Annotated in this window: 16 protein-coding genes and 2 riboswitches; of the genes, 10 read left to right on the top strand and 6 right to left on the bottom strand. The window is 72.4% G+C overall.

Annotation, left to right across the window (positions count from 1 at the left end; genetic code table 11):
- Positions 1 to 366: 366 nt before the first annotated feature.
- Positions 367 to 432: riboswitch (guanidine-III (ykkC-III) riboswitch) on the bottom strand.
- Between the two features lie 106 nt (positions 433 to 538).
- From proC to VFJ21_02510, 7 genes are all read left to right on the top strand, one after another.
- Positions 539 to 1,339, top strand: coding sequence for a pyrroline-5-carboxylate reductase (gene proC / locus VFJ21_02540; GenBank protein HET7406001.1), 801 nt, complete (start codon positions 539 to 541; stop codon positions 1,337 to 1,339).
- 69 nt (positions 1,340 to 1,408) lie between these two features.
- Positions 1,409 to 2,479, top strand: a complete 1,071-nt coding sequence (locus VFJ21_02535; protein HET7406000.1) for a trypsin-like peptidase domain-containing protein — start codon at positions 1,409 to 1,411, stop codon at positions 2,477 to 2,479.
- A gap of 22 nt (positions 2,480 to 2,501) precedes the next feature.
- On the top strand, positions 2,502 to 3,692 hold the full coding sequence (locus VFJ21_02530) for an acetoin utilization protein AcuC (GenBank protein ID HET7405999.1): 1,191 nt from the start codon (positions 2,502 to 2,504) through the stop codon (positions 3,690 to 3,692).
- A gap of 162 nt (positions 3,693 to 3,854) precedes the next feature.
- On the top strand, positions 3,855 to 4,064 hold the full coding sequence (locus tag VFJ21_02525) for a helix-turn-helix domain-containing protein (protein ID HET7405998.1): 210 nt from the start codon (positions 3,855 to 3,857) through the stop codon (positions 4,062 to 4,064).
- A 114-nt stretch (positions 4,065 to 4,178) separates the two neighbouring features.
- The gene (locus VFJ21_02520) at positions 4,179 to 4,277 is read left to right on the top strand and encodes an AURKAIP1/COX24 domain-containing protein (GenBank protein ID HET7405997.1); all 99 of its coding nucleotides are present in this window, start codon (positions 4,179 to 4,181) and stop codon (positions 4,275 to 4,277) included.
- On the top strand, positions 4,278 to 5,327 hold the full coding sequence (locus VFJ21_02515; GenBank protein HET7405996.1) for an NAD-dependent epimerase/dehydratase family protein: 1,050 nt from the start codon (positions 4,278 to 4,280) through the stop codon (positions 5,325 to 5,327).
- Positions 5,320 to 6,258 (top strand): lysophospholipid acyltransferase family protein, encoded by a 939-nt coding sequence (locus VFJ21_02510; GenBank protein HET7405995.1) that lies wholly within the window; start codon positions 5,320 to 5,322, stop codon positions 6,256 to 6,258. The genes VFJ21_02515 and VFJ21_02510 overlap by 8 nt, the downstream gene beginning before the upstream one ends.
- Before the next feature lie 28 nt (positions 6,259 to 6,286).
- On the opposite strand, the gene VFJ21_02505 is transcribed toward VFJ21_02510, so the two are convergent.
- From VFJ21_02505 to VFJ21_02490, 4 genes are all read right to left on the bottom strand, one after another.
- Positions 6,287 to 7,204, bottom strand: a complete 918-nt coding sequence (locus VFJ21_02505) for an HAD-IB family hydrolase (GenBank protein HET7405994.1) — start codon at positions 7,202 to 7,204, stop codon at positions 6,287 to 6,289.
- A gap of 103 nt (positions 7,205 to 7,307) precedes the next feature.
- Entirely contained in the window at positions 7,308 to 8,741 is a 1,434-nt protein-coding gene (locus VFJ21_02500; GenBank protein HET7405993.1) for an LPXTG cell wall anchor domain-containing protein, read from the bottom strand.
- Between the two features lie 226 nt (positions 8,742 to 8,967).
- On the bottom strand, positions 8,968 to 10,296 hold the full coding sequence (locus VFJ21_02495) for a DUF5667 domain-containing protein (GenBank protein HET7405992.1): 1,329 nt from the start codon (positions 10,294 to 10,296) through the stop codon (positions 8,968 to 8,970).
- A 154-nt stretch (positions 10,297 to 10,450) separates the two neighbouring features.
- Complete coding sequence (locus VFJ21_02490; GenBank protein ID HET7405991.1) at positions 10,451 to 11,227, bottom strand: sigma-70 family RNA polymerase sigma factor; 777 nt, start codon at positions 11,225 to 11,227, stop codon at positions 10,451 to 10,453.
- 229 nt (positions 11,228 to 11,456) lie between these two features.
- Between VFJ21_02490 and VFJ21_02485 the strand changes: the two genes are divergently transcribed.
- Positions 11,457 to 13,745 (top strand): transglycosylase domain-containing protein, encoded by a 2,289-nt coding sequence (locus tag VFJ21_02485; protein HET7405990.1) that lies wholly within the window; start codon positions 11,457 to 11,459, stop codon positions 13,743 to 13,745.
- A 7-nt stretch (positions 13,746 to 13,752) separates the two neighbouring features.
- On the opposite strand, the gene VFJ21_02480 is transcribed toward VFJ21_02485, so the two are convergent.
- Positions 13,753 to 14,559, bottom strand: coding sequence for a CAP domain-containing protein (locus VFJ21_02480; GenBank protein HET7405989.1), 807 nt, complete (start codon positions 14,557 to 14,559; stop codon positions 13,753 to 13,755).
- A 95-nt stretch (positions 14,560 to 14,654) separates the two neighbouring features.
- Positions 14,655 to 14,734: riboswitch (cyclic di-GMP riboswitch) on the bottom strand.
- A 145-nt stretch (positions 14,735 to 14,879) separates the two neighbouring features.
- Here VFJ21_02480 and VFJ21_02475 point away from each other — a divergent pair.
- Together VFJ21_02475 and VFJ21_02470 are read left to right on the top strand one after the other, a co-directional pair.
- Positions 14,880 to 16,391 (top strand): AMP-binding protein, encoded by a 1,512-nt coding sequence (locus VFJ21_02475; protein ID HET7405988.1) that lies wholly within the window; start codon positions 14,880 to 14,882, stop codon positions 16,389 to 16,391.
- Entirely contained in the window at positions 16,391 to 16,630 is a 240-nt protein-coding gene (locus tag VFJ21_02470) for a glutaredoxin family protein (GenBank protein HET7405987.1), read from the top strand. The genes VFJ21_02475 and VFJ21_02470 overlap by 1 nt, the downstream gene beginning before the upstream one ends.
- Before the next feature lie 3 nt (positions 16,631 to 16,633).
- Here VFJ21_02470 and VFJ21_02465 read toward each other — a convergent pair whose 3' ends face one another.
- On the bottom strand, positions 16,634 to 17,752 hold the full coding sequence (locus VFJ21_02465; protein ID HET7405986.1) for an acyl-CoA dehydrogenase family protein: 1,119 nt from the start codon (positions 17,750 to 17,752) through the stop codon (positions 16,634 to 16,636).
- Positions 17,753 to 17,758: the final 6 nt, after the last annotated feature.

The following is a 17,758-nucleotide window of genomic DNA, read 5'->3' as shown; positions in this document are numbered from 1 at the left end:
ATAGGCGACAGCAGTCGCGCCGAGGCCGAGACACACCTAACGACAGCTGCAGCCGTGGGCCTCGTACACCGGACGTCCCACGGCCGTGGTGAATCACCGGCGTTCTAGTGCAGCGGCGCGGTCGACCGGCCCGCGGCTTTCCGGGCTAGTGAGTAGAAGGACACGACTGCCCAGGCTCCCTCGAGGAGCAGGAACCCTCACTCCTGGCCGACGATGGCTGTCGTCGCGAGCACAGTCGAGCCGACTGCGTTGAGCGCCAGGTAGGTGTAGGCGTCCGAGGCGATGCGCCCGAGGGCCGACCCGGCGAAAGGCGAGGATCAGCAGCGAACCCAAGATCTGCAATGCGTCGGACATGGTGGCCCCCCGGAAACGCCGTCTTGTCGCTTCCCGGGTACGGCGCCGCTCGTCCGGGAGCCGACTGACCGGCTCGTGACCATCGCCGCACGCAGAGCGCCGCCTCCGACTGCGCGCTGGAGCCCCGCGTGAGCCGGTCTGCGCGACGTCCGTGGCTGCCCCGCCGAGCGGCTACGGTTCCCGCATGAGCGAACGGATCGCGATTCTCGGCGCCGGCAAGATGGGCGAGGCGCTGCTGTCGGGTCTGCTGCGCGCTGGCCGCTCGCCCGACGACCTGCTGATCGCCGAGCGCTACGAGCAGCGACGGGCCGATCTGGAGAAGAGGTACGGCGTGCAGGCGGCTGGGGCGGCGGAGGCCGCCGCCCGGGCCGGCACGCTCGTGGTCGCGGTGAAGCCGCAGGAGATCGAGGCCCTGCTCGCGGAGCTCGAGGGCGCGGTCGCGCCGGGCACGCTCGTCGTGTCGATCGCGGCCGGCATCACCACCGGTTTCCTCGAGAGCCGGTTGCCCGAGGGCGTTGCGGTCGTGCGGGTCATGAGCAACACCCCGGCCCTGGTCGACCACGCGATGTCGGTGGTCTGCCCGGGCGCCCACGCGGGCGAGCAGCACCTCGCCGCCGCCGAGGAACTGTTTCGGCCGGTCGGCAAGGTGCTGCGGTTGCCCGAGTCGCAGCTCGACGCGGTCACCGCGCTGTCCGGCAGCGGGCCGGCCTACTTCTTCTTCCTCATTGAGGCCATGATCGACGCGGGCATCCTGCTCGGGCTGCCGCGGGCGGTCGCGGCCGAGCTCATCGTGCAGACCGCGGTCGGGTCGGCGGTGATGCTGCGCGACAGCGGCGAGCACCCGGTCGTGCTGCGGGAGGCGGTGACGTCCCCGGGCGGTACGACGATCGCGGCGATCCGAGAGCTCGAGCGCCACGGCGTACGCGCGGCGATCATCGCGGCGCTGGAGGCCGCCCGCGACCGCAGCCGGCAGCTCGGCGGCTGACCCGCAGAGCGCCCGCCGGGTGGCCTGACCGGCGCGTTTGCAGCAAGCCGTGCCGGACAAGGCACAGGCATGAGGTCGTCGCGCCGTGCCGTCATCCCCGCGTTGCTGGCTGCTCTTGCCGTCCTCCTCGCGGGCTGTTCCGGTGGCAGCGGCGGTCACCAGGCGGGTGCGACGGCGACCCCGACGGTCGACGTGCACCTCGCCGAGTCGGGGACCGGGTCGTTCAGCGACATCCCGCACATCGTGCAGACCGTCGAGCCGTCGGTGGTGACCGTGTTCTCGCAGATGCCGCAGGGACGGGCCACCGGGAGCGGCGTCGTCTGGAGCTCCGACGGCGTGATCGTCACCGACGCACACGTGGTCAACGGCGCCCAGCAGATCGTCGTCCAGTTCGCCGATGGCAAGCAGAGCCCGGCCAAGGTCGTCGGCAAGGACGAGTTCACCGACCTGGCCGTCCTGAAGGTCGCGCGCACCGGCCTGCCGGCAGCGAAGTTCGCCGACAGCCTGCCCAAGGTCGGCGCCCTCGCCGTCGTCGTCGGCTCCCCGCTCGGCCTCGAGGAGACCGTGACCGCCGGCATCATCTCCGCCCTCGAGCGGCAGATCCCGCCGACGCAGGAGACGCCGCACGGGCTGTTCCACCTGATCCAGACCGACGCCCCGATCTCCCCGGGCAACTCCGGAGGCGGCGTCTTCAACGGTCAGTCGCAGGTGATCGGCATCAGCGAGGCCTACCTGCCGCCGTCGTCGGGCGCGGTCGCGATCGGCTTCGCGACTCCCGCAACCGTCGTGCAGGCGGTCGTGCCGGAAATCCTGCACAACGGCACGGTGAAGAACGCCTACCTCGGCATCAAGCCGGTCGACGTCACCCTCCAGATCCAGCAGACGCTCGGGCTGTCGCAGAGCACGGGCGTGATCGTCGCCGCGGTCGAGAACGGCTCGCCGGCCGCCCGCGCCGGGCTGCAGCGCGGCGACGTGATCGTCAAGCTGGGCAGCGCGACCATCAAGGACACCACCGACCTGCTCGGGGCGCTGCGCCAGCACGACCCGGGCGAGCGGGTGCCCGTGACGATCGTGCGCGACGGCAAGAAGCAGACCTTGCAGGTGACGCTCGCCAACTACCCGCAGCAGTCCGGCGGCTGAGCACCGGGCAGGATCAAGCGGCATGAGCCACGCCGCGGCGGTCGTCTGGGACGACGCCCTCGCGATGTACGACTTCGGCCGCGGCCACCCGCTCGCGCCGGTCCGGGTCGAGCTGACGATCGCGCTGGCCCGCGCGCTCGGCCTGCTCGACCGGGTCGACGTCATTGGCGACCTGCGGCTCGCTGACGACCGCCTGCTGGAGACCGTGCACACCGCCGACTACCTGGCCGCCGTCCGCGACGCCGGCGACCCGATGCTGCCGCGGCCACGGCTCGACTACGGCCTCGGGAGCTCCGACAACCCGGTCTTCGGCGGGATGCACGAGGCCTCGGCCCTCGTCGTGAGCGCGACGATGGCGGCAGCCCGCGCGGTCTGGGAGGGGCGCGCCGACCACGCCGTCAACGTCGCCGGGGGGCTGCACCACGCGATGCCCGGACAGGCCAGCGGCTTCTGCATCTACAACGACCCGGCCATCGCGATCCGCTGGATGCTCGGGCAGGGTGCGGCGCGGATCGCCTACGTCGACGTCGACGTGCACCACGGCGACGGCGTACAGGCCGTCTTCTACGACGACCCGCGCGTGCTCACGATCAGCCTGCACGAGTCGGGCCGCACGCTGTTCCCCGGCACCGGCTTCCCCGACGAGATCGGTGCGCCGGGCGCCGAGGGCACGTCGGTCAACGTCGCGCTCCCGCCGGGCACCAAGGACGCCGCCTGGCTGCGCGCCTTCCACGCGGTCGTGCCGCCGCTGCTGCACCGCTTCGCCCCCGACATCCTCGTCACCCAGCACGGCTGCGACTCGCACGCCCTCGACCCGCTCGCGCACATGCTGCTGACGGTCGACGGCCAGCGGACCTCGTACGCCGCACTGCACGAGCTCGCCCACGAGGTCTGCGGCGGTCGCTGGCTGGCCCTCGGCGGCGGCGGCTACGAGCTGGTGCAGGTCGTGCCGCGCGCGTGGTCGCACCTCATCGCGATCGCCGCCGGTGCACACGTCGATCCACGGACCGAGACCCCCGAGGCATGGCGCGACTTCGTCCGGCAGCGCACCGGCACCCAGGCGCCGCTGCGGATGACCGACGGTCGCGACGGGTCGTTCGTCCCCTGGACCGTGGCCGCGCACGACCCTGACGACGGCGTCGACCACGCCATCGAGGAGACCCGAACGGCTGTCTTCCCCTGCCACGACCTCGACCCGATGGAAACGGCGTGACCGCCTTTGTCCGGTTAACGCCACGGCTGAGTCCCGTGCGCCACTTTCTCCCCGGTGACGATCACCTGCCCCACCGGCTACTCTCAGTACACGCGCACGTCGGGCCGCCGGAGGGGAAGCCGGCGGGCGGGCGCGGCCAGCTCCCCGAAGGAGGGGTGCGCCATGTCCGGTCCTGAGGGGCCCCGAGCGGTCGGCGAGATGACCTTTCTCACCGTCGCCGAGGTCGCCGCGATCATGCGCGTCTCGAAGATGACGGTCTACCGCCTGCTGCACAGCGGCACGCTGCCCGCCGTCCGCGTCGGCCGGTCGTTCCGGGTGCCCGAGAACGCCGTCCACGACTACCTGCGCAACGCCTTCATCGAAGCCGGCTGACCTCCACCGCCGGCGCCGACCGGCCAGGACTGCGCTCCGACCGTCCCGGGTAGCCTGGATGCTGCGCGCGCCGATCGGCCTGCGTCCCTGTCGTGTCACATGAAGAGGTCCACCGTGGGCTCGGTCATCAAGAAGCGCCGCAAGCGCATGGCGAAGAAGAAGCACCGCAAGCTGCTGAAGAAGACGCGCGTCCAGCGCCGCAACAAGAAGTAGATGCAGCCGCGCGTCGTCCTCGTCACCGGGGTCTCCCGCTACCTCGGCAGCAAGCTCACGGCCCTGCTCCAGGCAGACCCGGCCATCGAGCGGGTCATCGGGGTCGACGTCGTACCTCCACGCGGTGACCTCGGGCGCGCCGAGTTCGTCCGCGCGGACATCCGCAACCCGATCATCGCCAAGGTGATCGCCTCGGCCGAGGTCGACACCGTCGTGCACATGAGCGTGATCGCCACGCCGTTCGGCGCCGGCGGGCGTACGGCGATGAAAGAGATCAACGTCATCGGCACGATGCAGCTGCTCGCTGCCTGCCAGAAGGCGTCGAGCCTGCGCAAGCTGGTCGTGAAGTCGACGACCGCCGTCTACGGCTCGGACTCGCGCGACGCCGCGCTCTACGTCGAGGACATGGAGCCGAAGGGGTTGTCACGGTCCGGCTACTCCAAGGACGCCTTCGAGGTCGAGGGCTACGTCCGCGGGTTCGGCCGGCGCCGGCCCGACGTCGACGTGACCGTGCTGCGCTTCGCCAACTTCATGGGGCCGCACGTCGACAGCCCGCTCACCCGCTACTTCGCGCTGCCGCTGGTGCCGACGGTGCTCGGGTTCGACCCGCGGATCCAGTTCGTGCACGACGACGACGGCATCGAAGTGCTGCGCCGGGCCGTCCTCGAGGACCACCCCGGCACGTTCAACGTCGCCGGTGACGGGGTGCTGCTGCTGTCGCAGGCGATCCGCCGGGCCGGCCGCGTGGAGGCTCCGATCCCGCAGCCCGCGGTGACGGTGGTCGGATCGCTGATGCGGCGTGCCGGCCTCGTCGACTTCTCCCCGGAGCAGATGCGCTTCCTTCAGTTCGGCCGCGGCGTCGACACGGCCAAGCTGCACACGGAGTTCGGTTACCGGCCCGCCTACTCGACGCGTCAGGCCTTCGACGACTTCGTCGCCGCCCAGCTGCGCAGCCGGGTCATCACCGGCGACCGTGCCCAGGCGGTGGAGCACGCCGTGCTCACCGCTGCCGACCGGATCGGCCATCACGGGAGGTCGGCGCATGCCTGAGGCCCGTGTCATCCCGCTCGACGGCAGGCACGGCCGCGACGCGGAGGCGACGCCGGTCGCCGAGCCGCCACCCGCGCCGCCGGCGGAGCGCCCCGACTGGGAGCGTCGGCTCGCTGGTGCGCTCGCCTTCCTGCGCCGCCGGGTGACCGGCGACTACGAGGTCGACGAGTTCGGCTTCGACCAGGAGCTCAACGACTCGGTGCTGATGCCGCTCGCCCGGCCGCTGTTCGAGCGCTACTTCCGGGTCGAGGTGCGCGGCATCGACAACATCCCCGCCGAGGGCGGCGCGCTGCTCGTCGCCAATCACTCCGGCACGATCCCGGTCGACGCGGTGATGACGGGTCTTGCCGTGCTCGACCACCACCCGGCGCACCGGCACATCCGGATGCTCGCGGCCGACCTGGTCTTCACGCTGCCGTTCATCGCCCCGCTGGCCCGCAAGGGCGGGCACACGCTCGCCTGCAACCCCGACGCCGAGCGGCTGATGTCGAGCGGGGAGCTGGTCGCCGTCTGGCCCGAGGGCTTCAAGGGCATCGGCAAGCCGTTCAGCGACCGTTACAGGCTCCAGCGCTTCGGCCGCGGCGGTTTCGTCACGGCCGCGCTGCGCACCGGTGTGCCGATCGTGCCCTGCTCGATCATCGGCGCCGAGGAGATCTACCCGATCATCGGCAACGCCAAGTCGCTGGCGCGGCTCTTCGGCCTGCCCTACCTGCCGATCACGCCGTTCTTTCCGTGGCTGGGTCCGATCGGCGCCCTGCCGTTGCCGTCGAAATGGATCATCGAGTTCGGCGAGCCGGTGCCGACCGCCGACTACGGCGCGGCTGCCGCCGACGACCCGATGCTCGTCTTCAACCTCACCGACCAGGTGCGCGAGACGATCCAGCAGACCCTGTACCGGCTGCTGATGCAGCGCCGTTCGGTGTTCTTCTAGCGTTCGGCGTCGACGCCGAGAGCGTCGCTCAGTCCATGAGGGCCCGGGCTGCGGCGGTGACCCGCTCCAGCGCGCTGCGCTGCTGGTGCCGGCGGCGCATGGCGATGCCGGTGACGACACCGCCGACGACCGCACCCGTCCCGGCCACCGCCGGGATGCCGACCTTCGCCGCCTTGCGGCCGGTGCGGAAGTCGCGGATCTCCCAGCCGTTGTCCCTCGCCTCCCGGCGCAGCCGCGCGTCGGGGTTGACCGCGACCGGCTGCCCGACGATCGAGAGCATCGGGATGTCGTTGGCGGAGTCGCTGTAGGCCGAGCAGCGGGACAGGTCCAGGCCCTCCCGCTCGGCCAGGGCTCGGATCGCTTCTGCCTTGGCCGGGCCGTGCAGGGGCTCGCCGACCAGCCGTCCGGTGTAGACGCCGTCCTGCGACTCGGCGACGGTGCCGAGGGCCCCGGTGAGGCCGAGCCGCCGGGAGATGATGCGCGCCAGCTCGACCGGCGCGGCGGTGACGAGCCACACCCGTTGGCCGGCGTCGAGGTGCAGCTGGGCCAGTGCGCGGGTGCCGGACCAGATCCGCTGCGCCATCAGCTCGTCGTAGATCTCCTCGCCGAGGTCGGCCACGTCGGCGACCTTGTGCCCGGCGATGAACGCCAGGGCCGCCTCCTTCGCCTCGTTCATGTGGCCCGCGTCCTCGGTGCCGCCGACCCGGAACACCAGCTGCTGCCAGGCGAAGCGGGCGAGATCGCGGCTGGTGAAGAACTGCCGGGAGGCCAGGCCGCGGGCGAAGTGGTAGATCGACGCGCCCTGCATCATCGTGTTGTCGACGTCGAAGAACGCCGCCGCCGTCGGGTCGGCCGGGACCGCCAGGCTGGCCTCCACCTCGGCCGCCGCGGCCGCGGCGGCACCGGCAAGCACCGCGCGCGCCTCGTCGCCGCGCCGTCGGAACACCCAAGTCACCTACCTGCTGTGCGGCTCGCGGTGCGTACGAGCCTACGACGCGACGAGGCCCGGCCGCCGTGTGGCGGCCGGGCCCCGTCCCGGGATCGGAAGGTCAGCTCGTCATCCGGCGGCGCACCATCGCCGCGGCACCGAGCAGGAGCGCACCCACGCCCGCCGTGAGCGGCAGGTTGGCGCCGGTGTGTGGCAGGGCGGCAGGCCGCACCTGGACGACCGGAGCCTGCGCGGCGTTGGCCTCGGCGGTGGTCCCACCGAGCCGCACCTGCAGCAGCGGAGCCGACGCAGGGGCGGCGGCGGCGCTGTTGAGCGAGGTGCCGGCCGAGGTCGGCGGAGCCAGCGTGATCGTCAGCGCGCCGCCGGTGGCCTTGGCCGACTTGCCATCGGGGCTGACCGACGTCGTGCCCTCGGTCGGCGTGACGGTGAGCCCGATGTTGGCGAGCACGTTGTTGAGCGCCGCTTGCACCTGCTGAAGGCCCTGGTTGACCTGCTGGACGACGCTGCTGGGCAGGCCACCGATCGACAGGCCGAGCCCGTTGGGGTCGAGTGCCACGTCGAGGATGCTCTTGCCGATCGTGGCGTGGGCGATCGTCGGGTTGACGTCGGCGGCGCCGTCGCCGGCGACACCGTCGGCGAACGCCTTGGCGTCGCTGACGAACCCGTCGACGTGCACCAGGCCGCCGAGCACGTTGAGGCCGACCAGCTTCACGTGGGCCTGCGACTGCACGCCGCGGTTGACCTGGTCGATCGCCTGGTTGGCGTCGAGGGTGTCGAGCGACACCAGCGAGGTGCTCTCGATGTTCTGCACCAGGCCGGACAGCTCGCTCTTGAGGTTCTCGAGCGCCGACTCGACGCCGGCGGCGGTGCCGGTCGGGTCGTTCTGGACGACCGGGCCCAGCACGGGCTGAAGGTTCTGGATGACCTGGTCGATGACGTTCTGCGCCTGCGGGACGACCTGGTCCGCGACCTGGTTCAGCGGGTCGAGCACCGAGGCCGGCAGGATGTCGGAGAGCTTGGCGATGTCGGCGTGCGCGAGGTTCGCGGTCGACAGGTTGTTGACGGCGGAGTTGACCAGCGCGGTGAGGCCGCCGAGCGTGCCGGAGATCAGCGGGTTGGCGGGCAGGGCGCCGAGGGCGTCCTTGGCCGACTTGTTGGTCAGCGTCGCCGTCACGCTGCGGTCCAGCGCGGCGAGGGGGGCGTTCGGGCCCTCGACCAGCGTGCCGGACGCGAGCCCGGCGAAGGCCGTGGCGGAGTCCTTGGCGCCGTTGATCGTGTCGTGCAGCGCGGTGCCCTTGGCGCTGATCAGGCCGAGGGCGAGCTTGTTGGTGTTGAGGCCCGGGATCGCCTGCGGCAGGTTGAGCGCCACCTGGATGACGTCGCCCGCGGTGGCGCCGGACATGAAGCCCGCCGGCGTCGCCTGTGCGGTGTCGGCCATCGCCGGCCCCGCGAAGCCGATGCTCGCGAGCATCGTGCCGCTGGCGAGAGCCAGCGCGCTGGCGGCGACGCCCCGCCGCCGGATCGACCCTGTCATGCCTTACCCCCTAGATCCACCGTTGCGGTGATAGGTCGCAGATGGTAGCGAAAAATACAGATCTGTCATAGGGAGGTGACTCCCTGTGACGAGTTGTCCGTCGTCACCACAACGAGCGCACGCGGGGGAGGTTGCGGGAGGTGGCGGACTTTTTTCGCGGCCGACAGCCGGGGTGACCACGCGGGCGCTCTCTCGCTCGGCCCGGGGCCGGCCGGTCGCGCGGCTGCTACGGCAGCAGCGACGACGTGCCCGACGTGATGTCGGTCAGCCCGGGCAGCGGCAGCGGCAAGGGCAGCTGCGTGCTCGTGGGGCTGGTCGTCGGGAGGGGCAGCGGCAATGACGACCCGGCGCTGGGCGACGGGAGTACCGACCCGGTGCCGGTGCCCGGGAGACCGCCGGGAATCGTCGTGCCCGGCGTGGGAAGCGGGCTGCCGCCCCCGAGCAGGCGGTCGACCGCGTCGCCGACGCCCGTCGGATCCTGCACGCCCGGGCTGCCGGACAACGGGTTCGGAGCCGAGGAGGTCGTCGACGGCGCCGGCACCGGACCCTCGCCGGAGGGCTGGGAGCCGCCGCTGGGAGTCGCGCTCGGCGTCGGCGTGAGAGTGGTCGTGGTGCCCGGCTGCGCGGGGGCGGGGCCGGTGCAGTTGCACGGGAGCACGCCGAGCCGGTCCTCGCCGGTATGCCCCGGAGTGGCCTGCGCGCAGGCACCCGTGCAAGCGCCGGTGTCGAGCAGCTGTTGGGCGCGCTGGTGCACCGCGGTGAGCAGACCGAGCGAGAGCTCGGCCCGGGGCTTGGCCGCGGCGGGGAACGCCGGCAACAGGCCGGCCAGCTCGTGGTGCTGCTGGGTGGCGAAAGATCGCAGCGTCAGCAGCGCACCGCGGTCGTGCTGGTCGCGGAAGGCCTCGGTCAGGTCCCGGCTGCCGTCGAGTGTGTCGCTGTCCATGTCTTTCAGCGCGTCGGTGAGCCGGCCGGCGAGCGAGCCGGCGGCCGGTGCGGCGGCCAGCGGCTGGCCGAGCGCCCCGCCGCCGAGCGCGCTCCCCGGCTTCAGCAGGTCGCTGATCTCCTGCAGGCGGGTGCGGGCGTAGTCGAGGTGCCTGTTGCCGCGGTCGACGTCGCCGCTGGTCACGAACAGCTGGGCGGCCTCGGTGCCCCGCTTCACGCCGTAGAGCGGGTCGCCCGGCAACGAGCGGCTGGCGCCGACCGCGACCCCGGCGACGGCGACGAGCGCAGCGAGCGTGCCGCTGACCACGGCGATCTTGCGCTGGCCCTGCCACCCCTGCCAGCTGCCGGCCCACGCCCGACCCCGGGAGGTCGCCGGCGCAGGCTCGGCCTGTGCCTGGACCGCCGCCACGGCGACGAGGCGCTTGCGCAGCGTGACGCGGAACTCCTCGCTCGGTGCTCCGTCGGTCGGCAGCGACTGCAGCCCGCGCGCGACGGTCAGCATCGACGAGAGCGGCCGGTCGGTGCTGCCCGCACCCGACTCGAGCAGGCGGGCGAACTCCTCGGCGCGGCGGGGCGCCGGCAGCGACGGCATCCGGGTGGCCACGGGGCTCATCGCTCGGTCACCTCCCCGGCCGTGTCGCGCGGTGACGGCGCGCTCGCCGCCACTCGTCGACTGCAACGAAGAGGCAGCGGCCGGGTTACGGGTAATTGTCCGAAATAGTCCGAGCGGGCTACCGGCTGGTCCGGAAGTACTACTGCCGCGCTGGTCATGCCATCAGATCCGCCGGGAGGAGCCGGGCCAGCGCCCGGACCGCGCGGTACTGCAACGCCTTGATCGCGCCGTCGTTCTTGCCCATGGCGGCGGCGGTCTCCGAGACCGACAGGCCTTGCAGGAAGCGGAGCACGACGCACTCCTGCTGCTCCGCGGACAGGCCGCGGATGGCCTCGATCAGCTGAGCGTTGGTCAGGCTGTCGAGCACCTGGCCCTCGGGGCCTTCGGTCACTCCGTCGGCGCCGGCGTCGAGCAGGTCGGCCGTGGTGACCTCGAGCTTGTAGCGGCTCGACTTGTAGTGGTCCGCGACGAGGTTGCGGGCGATCGTCACCAGCCAGGCGCCGAAGTCGCGCCCCTGCCAGGTGAACGACCCGATCCGTCGCAGCGCGCGCAGGAAGGTCTCGCTGGTCAGGTCCTCGGCCAGTGGCTTGCCGCCGACGCGGTAGTAGACGTAGCGGAAGACCAGGTCGACGTAGCGGTCGTAGAGCTCGCCGAACGCATCGGGGTCGCCGGCCTGCGCGCGGCCGACGATCGCCATGACGGTGGCATGGTCGCCCTGCGGCTCGCCTGCGGGCTCCTCCGGCGCGGCATCGCCGCCTCCGGCCGGGGGGGCCAGCACCTCGGCCTTCGCGCTCGTTGCGGTTGCCGACACCGCGGTGAGTCGCGCGCGCTGCGTCGGCACGGACATCATCGTGCGCAGGACCTCGCGGAGAGCGGCCAACCCATTACCGAGCGTGATCGGCGGTACGACGTAGGTCGCAGCGCCGGTCATGGGGACGCTCCTCGTTCGACAACCGCGGGCGGGGACCACGGCGGGGCCCCGTTACGTGACCGATGTCACCGGATTAGATCCGCGCGCGCCCCGTTCCGACATGGTAAATGCCCTTGGTCACGTTCGACCATGCGCTGACGGTAACTTTCCCGTAGCCCTTCGTCACCATTCGTGACGGGCCATCCCAATCTCCTCCGGGGCTCTCGGCCGTTCGGCGTACTCTCACGGGGTGTCACCGCCGCCCACCGGGCAGCTGGCGAAGCCGGTGGGTCCCGCCGACGGTCCACCGTCGCGGCCGGGTTCGTCGACGCGCCCGGCGGCAGCGCTCGTGGTCGCTCGACGCCGGCGTAGCGCCCGCCAGCGCCGCCGCCGCCGCCGACTGATCGCGCTGTGGGTGGTCGTCGCGCTGCTGGTGGGGCTCGGCGCCTTCACCGGTGGGCTGCTGGCCGCGCCGGTCGACTTCGCCCAGCCGGCACCGCCGAAGTCGGCGCTGCTGCTCGACGCGAGCGGACAGCTGTTCGCGACCATTCGCTCGCCGCAGTCGCGCGAGCAGGTGCCGGGCAACCAGATCCCCAAGGTCATGCGCCAGGCCATCGTGGCGGCGGAGGACGAACGGTTCTTCCAGCACAGCGGCGTCGACCCGTTGGCCATGCTGCGCGCCGCCTGGCGCGACATCAGCGGCTCCCCGCTGCAGGGCGGTTCCACCATCACCCAGCAGTACGTCAAGGACGTCTACGTCGGCGACCAGCGGACCGCGCTGCGCAAGCTGCGGGAGGCGGCGCTGGCGTTTCGCCTCGAGCACCACGTGTCCAAGAGCGAGATCCTGACCCGCTACCTCAACGGCATCTACCTCGGCAACGGCACCTACGGCGTCCAGGCGGCGAGCAAGTTCTACTTCGGCGTACCGGTCAAGGACCTGGACCTCGACGCCACCACCGGCAAGCGCGATCCGATCCTGGCGTTGTCGCGGGCCAGCCTGCTCGCCGGCATGGGGCCGGCGCCGAGCGTCTGGAACCCCATCCGCGACCCCGCCGCCGCCCGCAAGCGGCAGCTCTACACGCTCAACCGGATGGTCGCCAACGACATGATCTCGGCCGACCAGGCGTCGGCGGCCTACGGGCACAGCCTGCCGACGATCGTCGCCCAGCGCGCACCGGAGTTCCCGACGATCGCGCCGGAGTTCCGCGATTTGGTCGAGCAGAGCCTGCGCCAGCGGTTCGGCGACCAGGCGGTCGATGTCGGGGGGCTCAAGGTCACGACGACTCTCGACCTGAGGCTGCAGCAGGCGATGGTGCAGGCACTGGCCCAGGTGCTGCCGGACGCATCCGACCCCGAGGCGGCCGTCGTCGCGGTCGACCCGCGCACCGGCGACATCCGGGCGATGACCGAGAAGAAGGACGGCGGCTACCAGCGCGGCGGGTTCAACCTCGTCAGCGACGCGCGCCGGTCGTCCGGCTCGACCATCAAGCCGTTCACCCTGGCCGCGGCGCTCGAGGCCGGCCACAAGCTCGACGAGGTCGTCTACGCGCCGCGCATCGCCAAGATCCCCAACCCGGGTGGCACACCCAACCCCTACGTCGTCCGCAACGCCGGCGATGGCGAGGGCGGCCGCTACGTCTCGCTGCGGGCCGCGCTGGCGGACTCGATCAACACCGTCTACGGGCCGCTGGCCAACCAGGTCGGGCTGCGCAAGGTCTTCGACCTGGCCCAGGCGGCCGGCATGGGTCCGGCGTCGAGCTTCCAGGGGCTGCAGCCGGCGAAGGCACTCGGGGTCGAGATCAGCCCGCTGTCGGAGGCCGAGGCCTACAGCACGCTCATGAACCACGGCGTCCACCACGACGTGCGGGTGCTCGGTGCGGTGAGCAGCGCCGACGGTGCCGCGTCGTACACCGCCCCGAAGGACCCGGCGGGCAACGCGGTCATGCCGCGGTCGGTGGCCGACCAGGTCGTGCAGGCGATGGGTGACGTCGTCACGAAGGGCACGGGCACGGCGGCGCAGCAGCCCTTCCCGGTCTACGGAAAGACCGGCACCACCGACGACTACACGAACGCGTGGTTCACCGGGTGCACGCCGACGCTGTGCATCACGGTGTGGATGGGCTACGACAAGGAGTACCTCAACGCCAACACGCCCCACTCGATGCTGAACGTGCACGGCGTCTCCCCGGTCTACGGCGGCACGCTGCCGGCGCAGATCTTCGCCCGGACGTGGGACGCCTACCGGGCGCTGCAGAAGGCCTCGGCGCAGCCGGCGCCGAAGCCGACCCTGCTGCAGGGGCCCACGACGGGGTTGCAGCCGACTTACCGGCCGGTCGCGCCGCCCACTCCGGTCCACACCCGGGTCACGAGCGCGCCGTCGCCGCACCCGACGGTCTCGGCGACGCGGCCGCCGCCGACCTCCTCGCCGTCGCCGTCACCGACGGGCGGCGGTCTGCCGATCGTCGGCGGTGGCGGCGGGCGCGGAGGCGGCGGCGGTCAACCGAGTCCTTCGCCGAGCGCGAGCTCGGCGCCCGGCTAGCTCCGGGTCAGCTGCTGGTCAGCGTCGACATCGCCTGCGCGAACTGCAGGGCGCGCGTCACCGGGTCGTCGTCGCTCCACGTCGCCCGGGCGTGCTCGCGCAGTGTCGCCAGCCGGGTCCACAGCCGGTGCGCGGCCAGCTGCGCTGCGGTCGGCGTCGGGTGCACGGCCGGTGCCGGCGGCTTCGACGAGGTGCCGGTCGCGGCCGGCTGCGGCGACGTCGGACGTGGGGCGCTGGAGACCGTGCTGGTCACCGTCGTGCGAGGGGCGGCCACGGGGGCGGGCGCGGGCCTGGCCGGCGCGGGTGCGGGCGCCGGGGCGCTCATCGGCTGGCGGAAGTCGACCGTCACCCAGACGCGACCGCCGGAGACGACCACGCCGACACCGAACTGCGTGTAGTCGTGGTCGAGGATGTTCGCCCGGTGCGGTGCGCTGTTCATGAACGCCTGCTGGATGGATGGCTCGTCCGGCCCGACGCCGACGTTCTCGCCGACGGCGCGCCAGTTCTGCACCTGGGTGGTGAGGTTCGGGTTGTGCGAGATGGCACCTGCGGCGGCCATGTGCGCCGACCAGCTGCGGGCGATCGACGCGAGGTCGGAGGCCACTGCATAGGGCGCCAGTCCCGCCGACTGGCGGGCCGCGTTGGTCGCGGCGACGAACTGCGCCTCGATCGAGCCGGTGTCGGCGTACGCCGGTGCGGCGGGCGCCAGGCACATCACGGAGCCGGCGACGGCGGCGGCGACGGCGGCGGACGCGCCACGGCGGAACAGACGATGCGAAACGGAACGCAGCGGGGCTGCAAGAGCGAGCGACACGGTACCCACCTCCGGGGGCACCGGGGCGCTCGCCGCGACAAGCCGACGCGGGGTCGGCGTGATCGGTCGCGGTCGCGCGGAAGCGGCCTTCGACCTTCGGTGGGCCGGCAGACTGCCTTGCGGCAGTCCCGTACCTTTGCGGCCCGTGCTCGCGCACGGTGTGCCTTTGTCGGGTCAGCGGTCGCCCCGGTTGGGGTTGCTGGTGTGGTCCTTTCGGGCTAGTCGACGTTGTTGTCTTCGGCGGGTTCACCGGAACCCTTGAGCCGCCGACTGCAGTCATCGGGAGCGGGTCTGCCCGTGTGCCAGACTCCGAGGCAGCCATGAGCACGCCTCGCAACCTCGCCGATCTGCTGCGCGCCGCGGGCAGCCGGGCGGGGGACCGGACGGCCCTCGTCGCAGAGGGTGCGAGCCTCACGTGGGCGCAGCTCGACGCGCTGGTCGACCGGCGCGCGCGGGGCCTGCGTGCCCAGGGGGTCGACGTCGGCGACCGCGTCGGTCTCGCGCTCGGCAACACGGTCGACTTCGTCGTCTCCTACTTCGCGGTGCTGCGCGCCGGCATGGTCGCCCTGCCGCTGAATGCCGACGGCGCACCGGGCGAGCTGATTCACCAGATCACCGATGCCCGCGCCCGGGGCCTGTTGTGCCGTCGCCAGACGTTCGAGCGGCTGCCCCGCGAGGAGCTCGGCGCGCTCGCGGTCGTCGCGGTCGCCGGCGCGGGCGAGCCACCCGCAGCGGCGATGCCCATCGAGGCGCTCGACGTCGACGGCGACCCGGTGGAGTCGGGAGCCGGCGCCGAGGACCTGGCCGTGCTGCTCTACACCGCCGGCACCACGGGCCGCCCGCGCGGCGCGATGCTCAGCCACCGGGCCCTGCTGGCCAACCTCGACCAGCTGTCGACGGTCGACATCGGCCACCCGCCCGGTGCCCACGACGTCGGCCTGTTGGTGCTGCCGCTGTTCCACGTCTACGGCCTCAACGCCGGGCTCGGCATGCTGGTGCGCCGCTGCGGCACCGGGGTGCTGGTGGACCGGTTCGACCCCGTCGAGACGCTGCGGCTGATCACCGAGCACGGGATCACCCGGGTCGTCGGGGCTCCGCCGATGTACGTCGCCTGGGCGATGCTCCCCGAGGCGGCGCAGGCCTTCTCTGGCGTACGGGTCGCGATCTCCGGGGCCGCGCCGCTGCCGCCCTCGGTGCTGTCGGCGTTCCAGCAGGCCACCGGGCACGCGGTCTACGAGGGCTACGGCATGACCGAGGCGGCGCCGGTCATCACGACCAACATGCTCTCGGGTGACGCGCCCAAGCCGGGTTCCATCGGCCGCCCGCTGCCCGGTATCGAGCTGCGGTTGCGCGACGAGTCGGGCGCCGCCCCGGCCGACGGCGACCCGGGGGAGATCGTCGTGCGAGGGGCCAACCTGTTCTCCGGCTACTGGCCCGACGGGTCGGGCGGCCCCGACGCCGACGGATGGTTCCGCACCGGCGACGTGGCCTACGCGGATGCCGACGGAGACCTCTACATCGTCGACCGGCTGCGCGAGCTGATCATCGTGAGCGGCTTCAACGTCTACCCGCGCGAGGTCGAGGCCGTGCTCGAGACCCACCCCGACGTGGTGGAGGCCGCGGTCGTCGGCGTCACGCATCCCTACACGGGCGAGTCGGTCAAGGCCTTCGTCGTACGCCGCGCGGGCAGCGACCTGAGAGTCGATGAGCTCATCGCGTTCGCCGCCGAGTCGCTGGCGCGGTTCAAGTGCCCGACCGCCGTGGAGTTCGTCGACGAGCTGCCGCGGGCCGCCGCGGGCAAGGTCGCCCGGGGCCGGCTGCGCGCCGTCTGATGCCCGCGCGGATCGTGGTCTTCAGCCGGCCGGACTGCCACCTGTGCGACGACGCCCACGACGTGGTCGCGCGGGTGGCGGCCGAGGTGGGGGTCGACTGGGAGCAGCGCAACATCCTGGACGACGCCGAGTGGACCCGCCGCTACCACGACTTCGTGCCCGTCGTCCTGGTCGACGACCGGATGGTCGGCTACTGGCGCATCGAGGAGGCCGACCTGCGCGCCGCCCTGAAGGCGTAGGCCTCAGAGACCGACCCGGTCGGCGAGCAGCATGCGGTTCTGGCTGGTCGTGCCGAGCAGCACCTCGTCGGCCTTCGCCCGCCGGAAGTAGAGGTGCGCGTCGTGCTCCCAGGTGAAGCCGATGCCGCCGTGGATCTGGATGTTCCAGCCGGCGGCGAACGCGAACGCCTCGGCGGCCTCCGCCTTGGCCAGCGGGGCCGCGGTTGCCAGCTCGCTCGAGTCCTCGCTGGCGGTGAACGCCGCGTAGTAGGCCGCCGCCCGCGCCGCGTCCAGCCCGACCGCCATCTCGGCGCACTTGTGCTTGATGGCCTGGAACGAGCCGATCGGCCGGTTGAACTGGAAGCGGTCCTTCGAGTAGTCGACCGACATCTGCAGGCACGCCTCGGTGCCGCCCACCATCTCGCACGCCAGCAGCGCCCGGGCCACCTCGACCGAGCGCTGAGCGGTCGCCCGCTCGACCGGCCCCTCGCCGAGCCGTTCGGCCGTCGCACCCTCGAGCGTCACGGTCGCGACCGGGCGGGTCAGGTCGAGGGTCTGCCGCCGTTCGCGCGTCACCCCGTCGGAGTCCGCGCGGACGACGTAGGCGCCGGCGCCCCCCTCAGCGGTGGAGGCGATGACGACGATCACGTCGGCGACGTGGCCGGCGATGACGTTGACCTTTTCGCCGTGCAGCGAGACGTCGGCGCCGCGCGACTGTGCCCGCGTCTCGAACGGCGCCAGGGTGGTGAACGACCGGCCGCGCTCGCTCGCAGCCACCGTCGCGATGATCTCGCCGGACGCGATGCCGGGCAGCAGCTCCTTCTTCTGCTGCTCGGTGCCGAACGTGAGGATCGTCTCGGCTGCCGTCGCGGTGGCGAACCACGGCACCGGCGTGAGCGCCCGGCCCAGCTCCTCGGCCGCGACCGCTGCTTCGAGCAGCGTGTAGCCGGCGCCGCCGTACTCCTCCGGGATGTGAAGGCTGGGCAGGCCGAGTTGGTCGGCGAGCTGGCGCCACACGCCCTCGTCGTAGCCACGGTCGGTCTCGACCCACTCGCGCACCGCCGACAGCGGGGCCCGCTCGGTGAGGAAGCGCCGCAGGGAGCTGCGGAACTCCTCCTGCTCCTCGTCGAACGCGAAGTTCACGGTCGC

The organism is Mycobacteriales bacterium, assembly GCA_035690485.1.
In the GTDB taxonomy this organism is placed as follows: domain Bacteria; phylum Actinomycetota; class Actinomycetes; order JAFAQI01; family DASSKL01; genus DASSKL01.
Note: the sequence above shows the minus strand (reverse complement) of the source record. Positions and strands in the feature narration are given on the sequence as shown.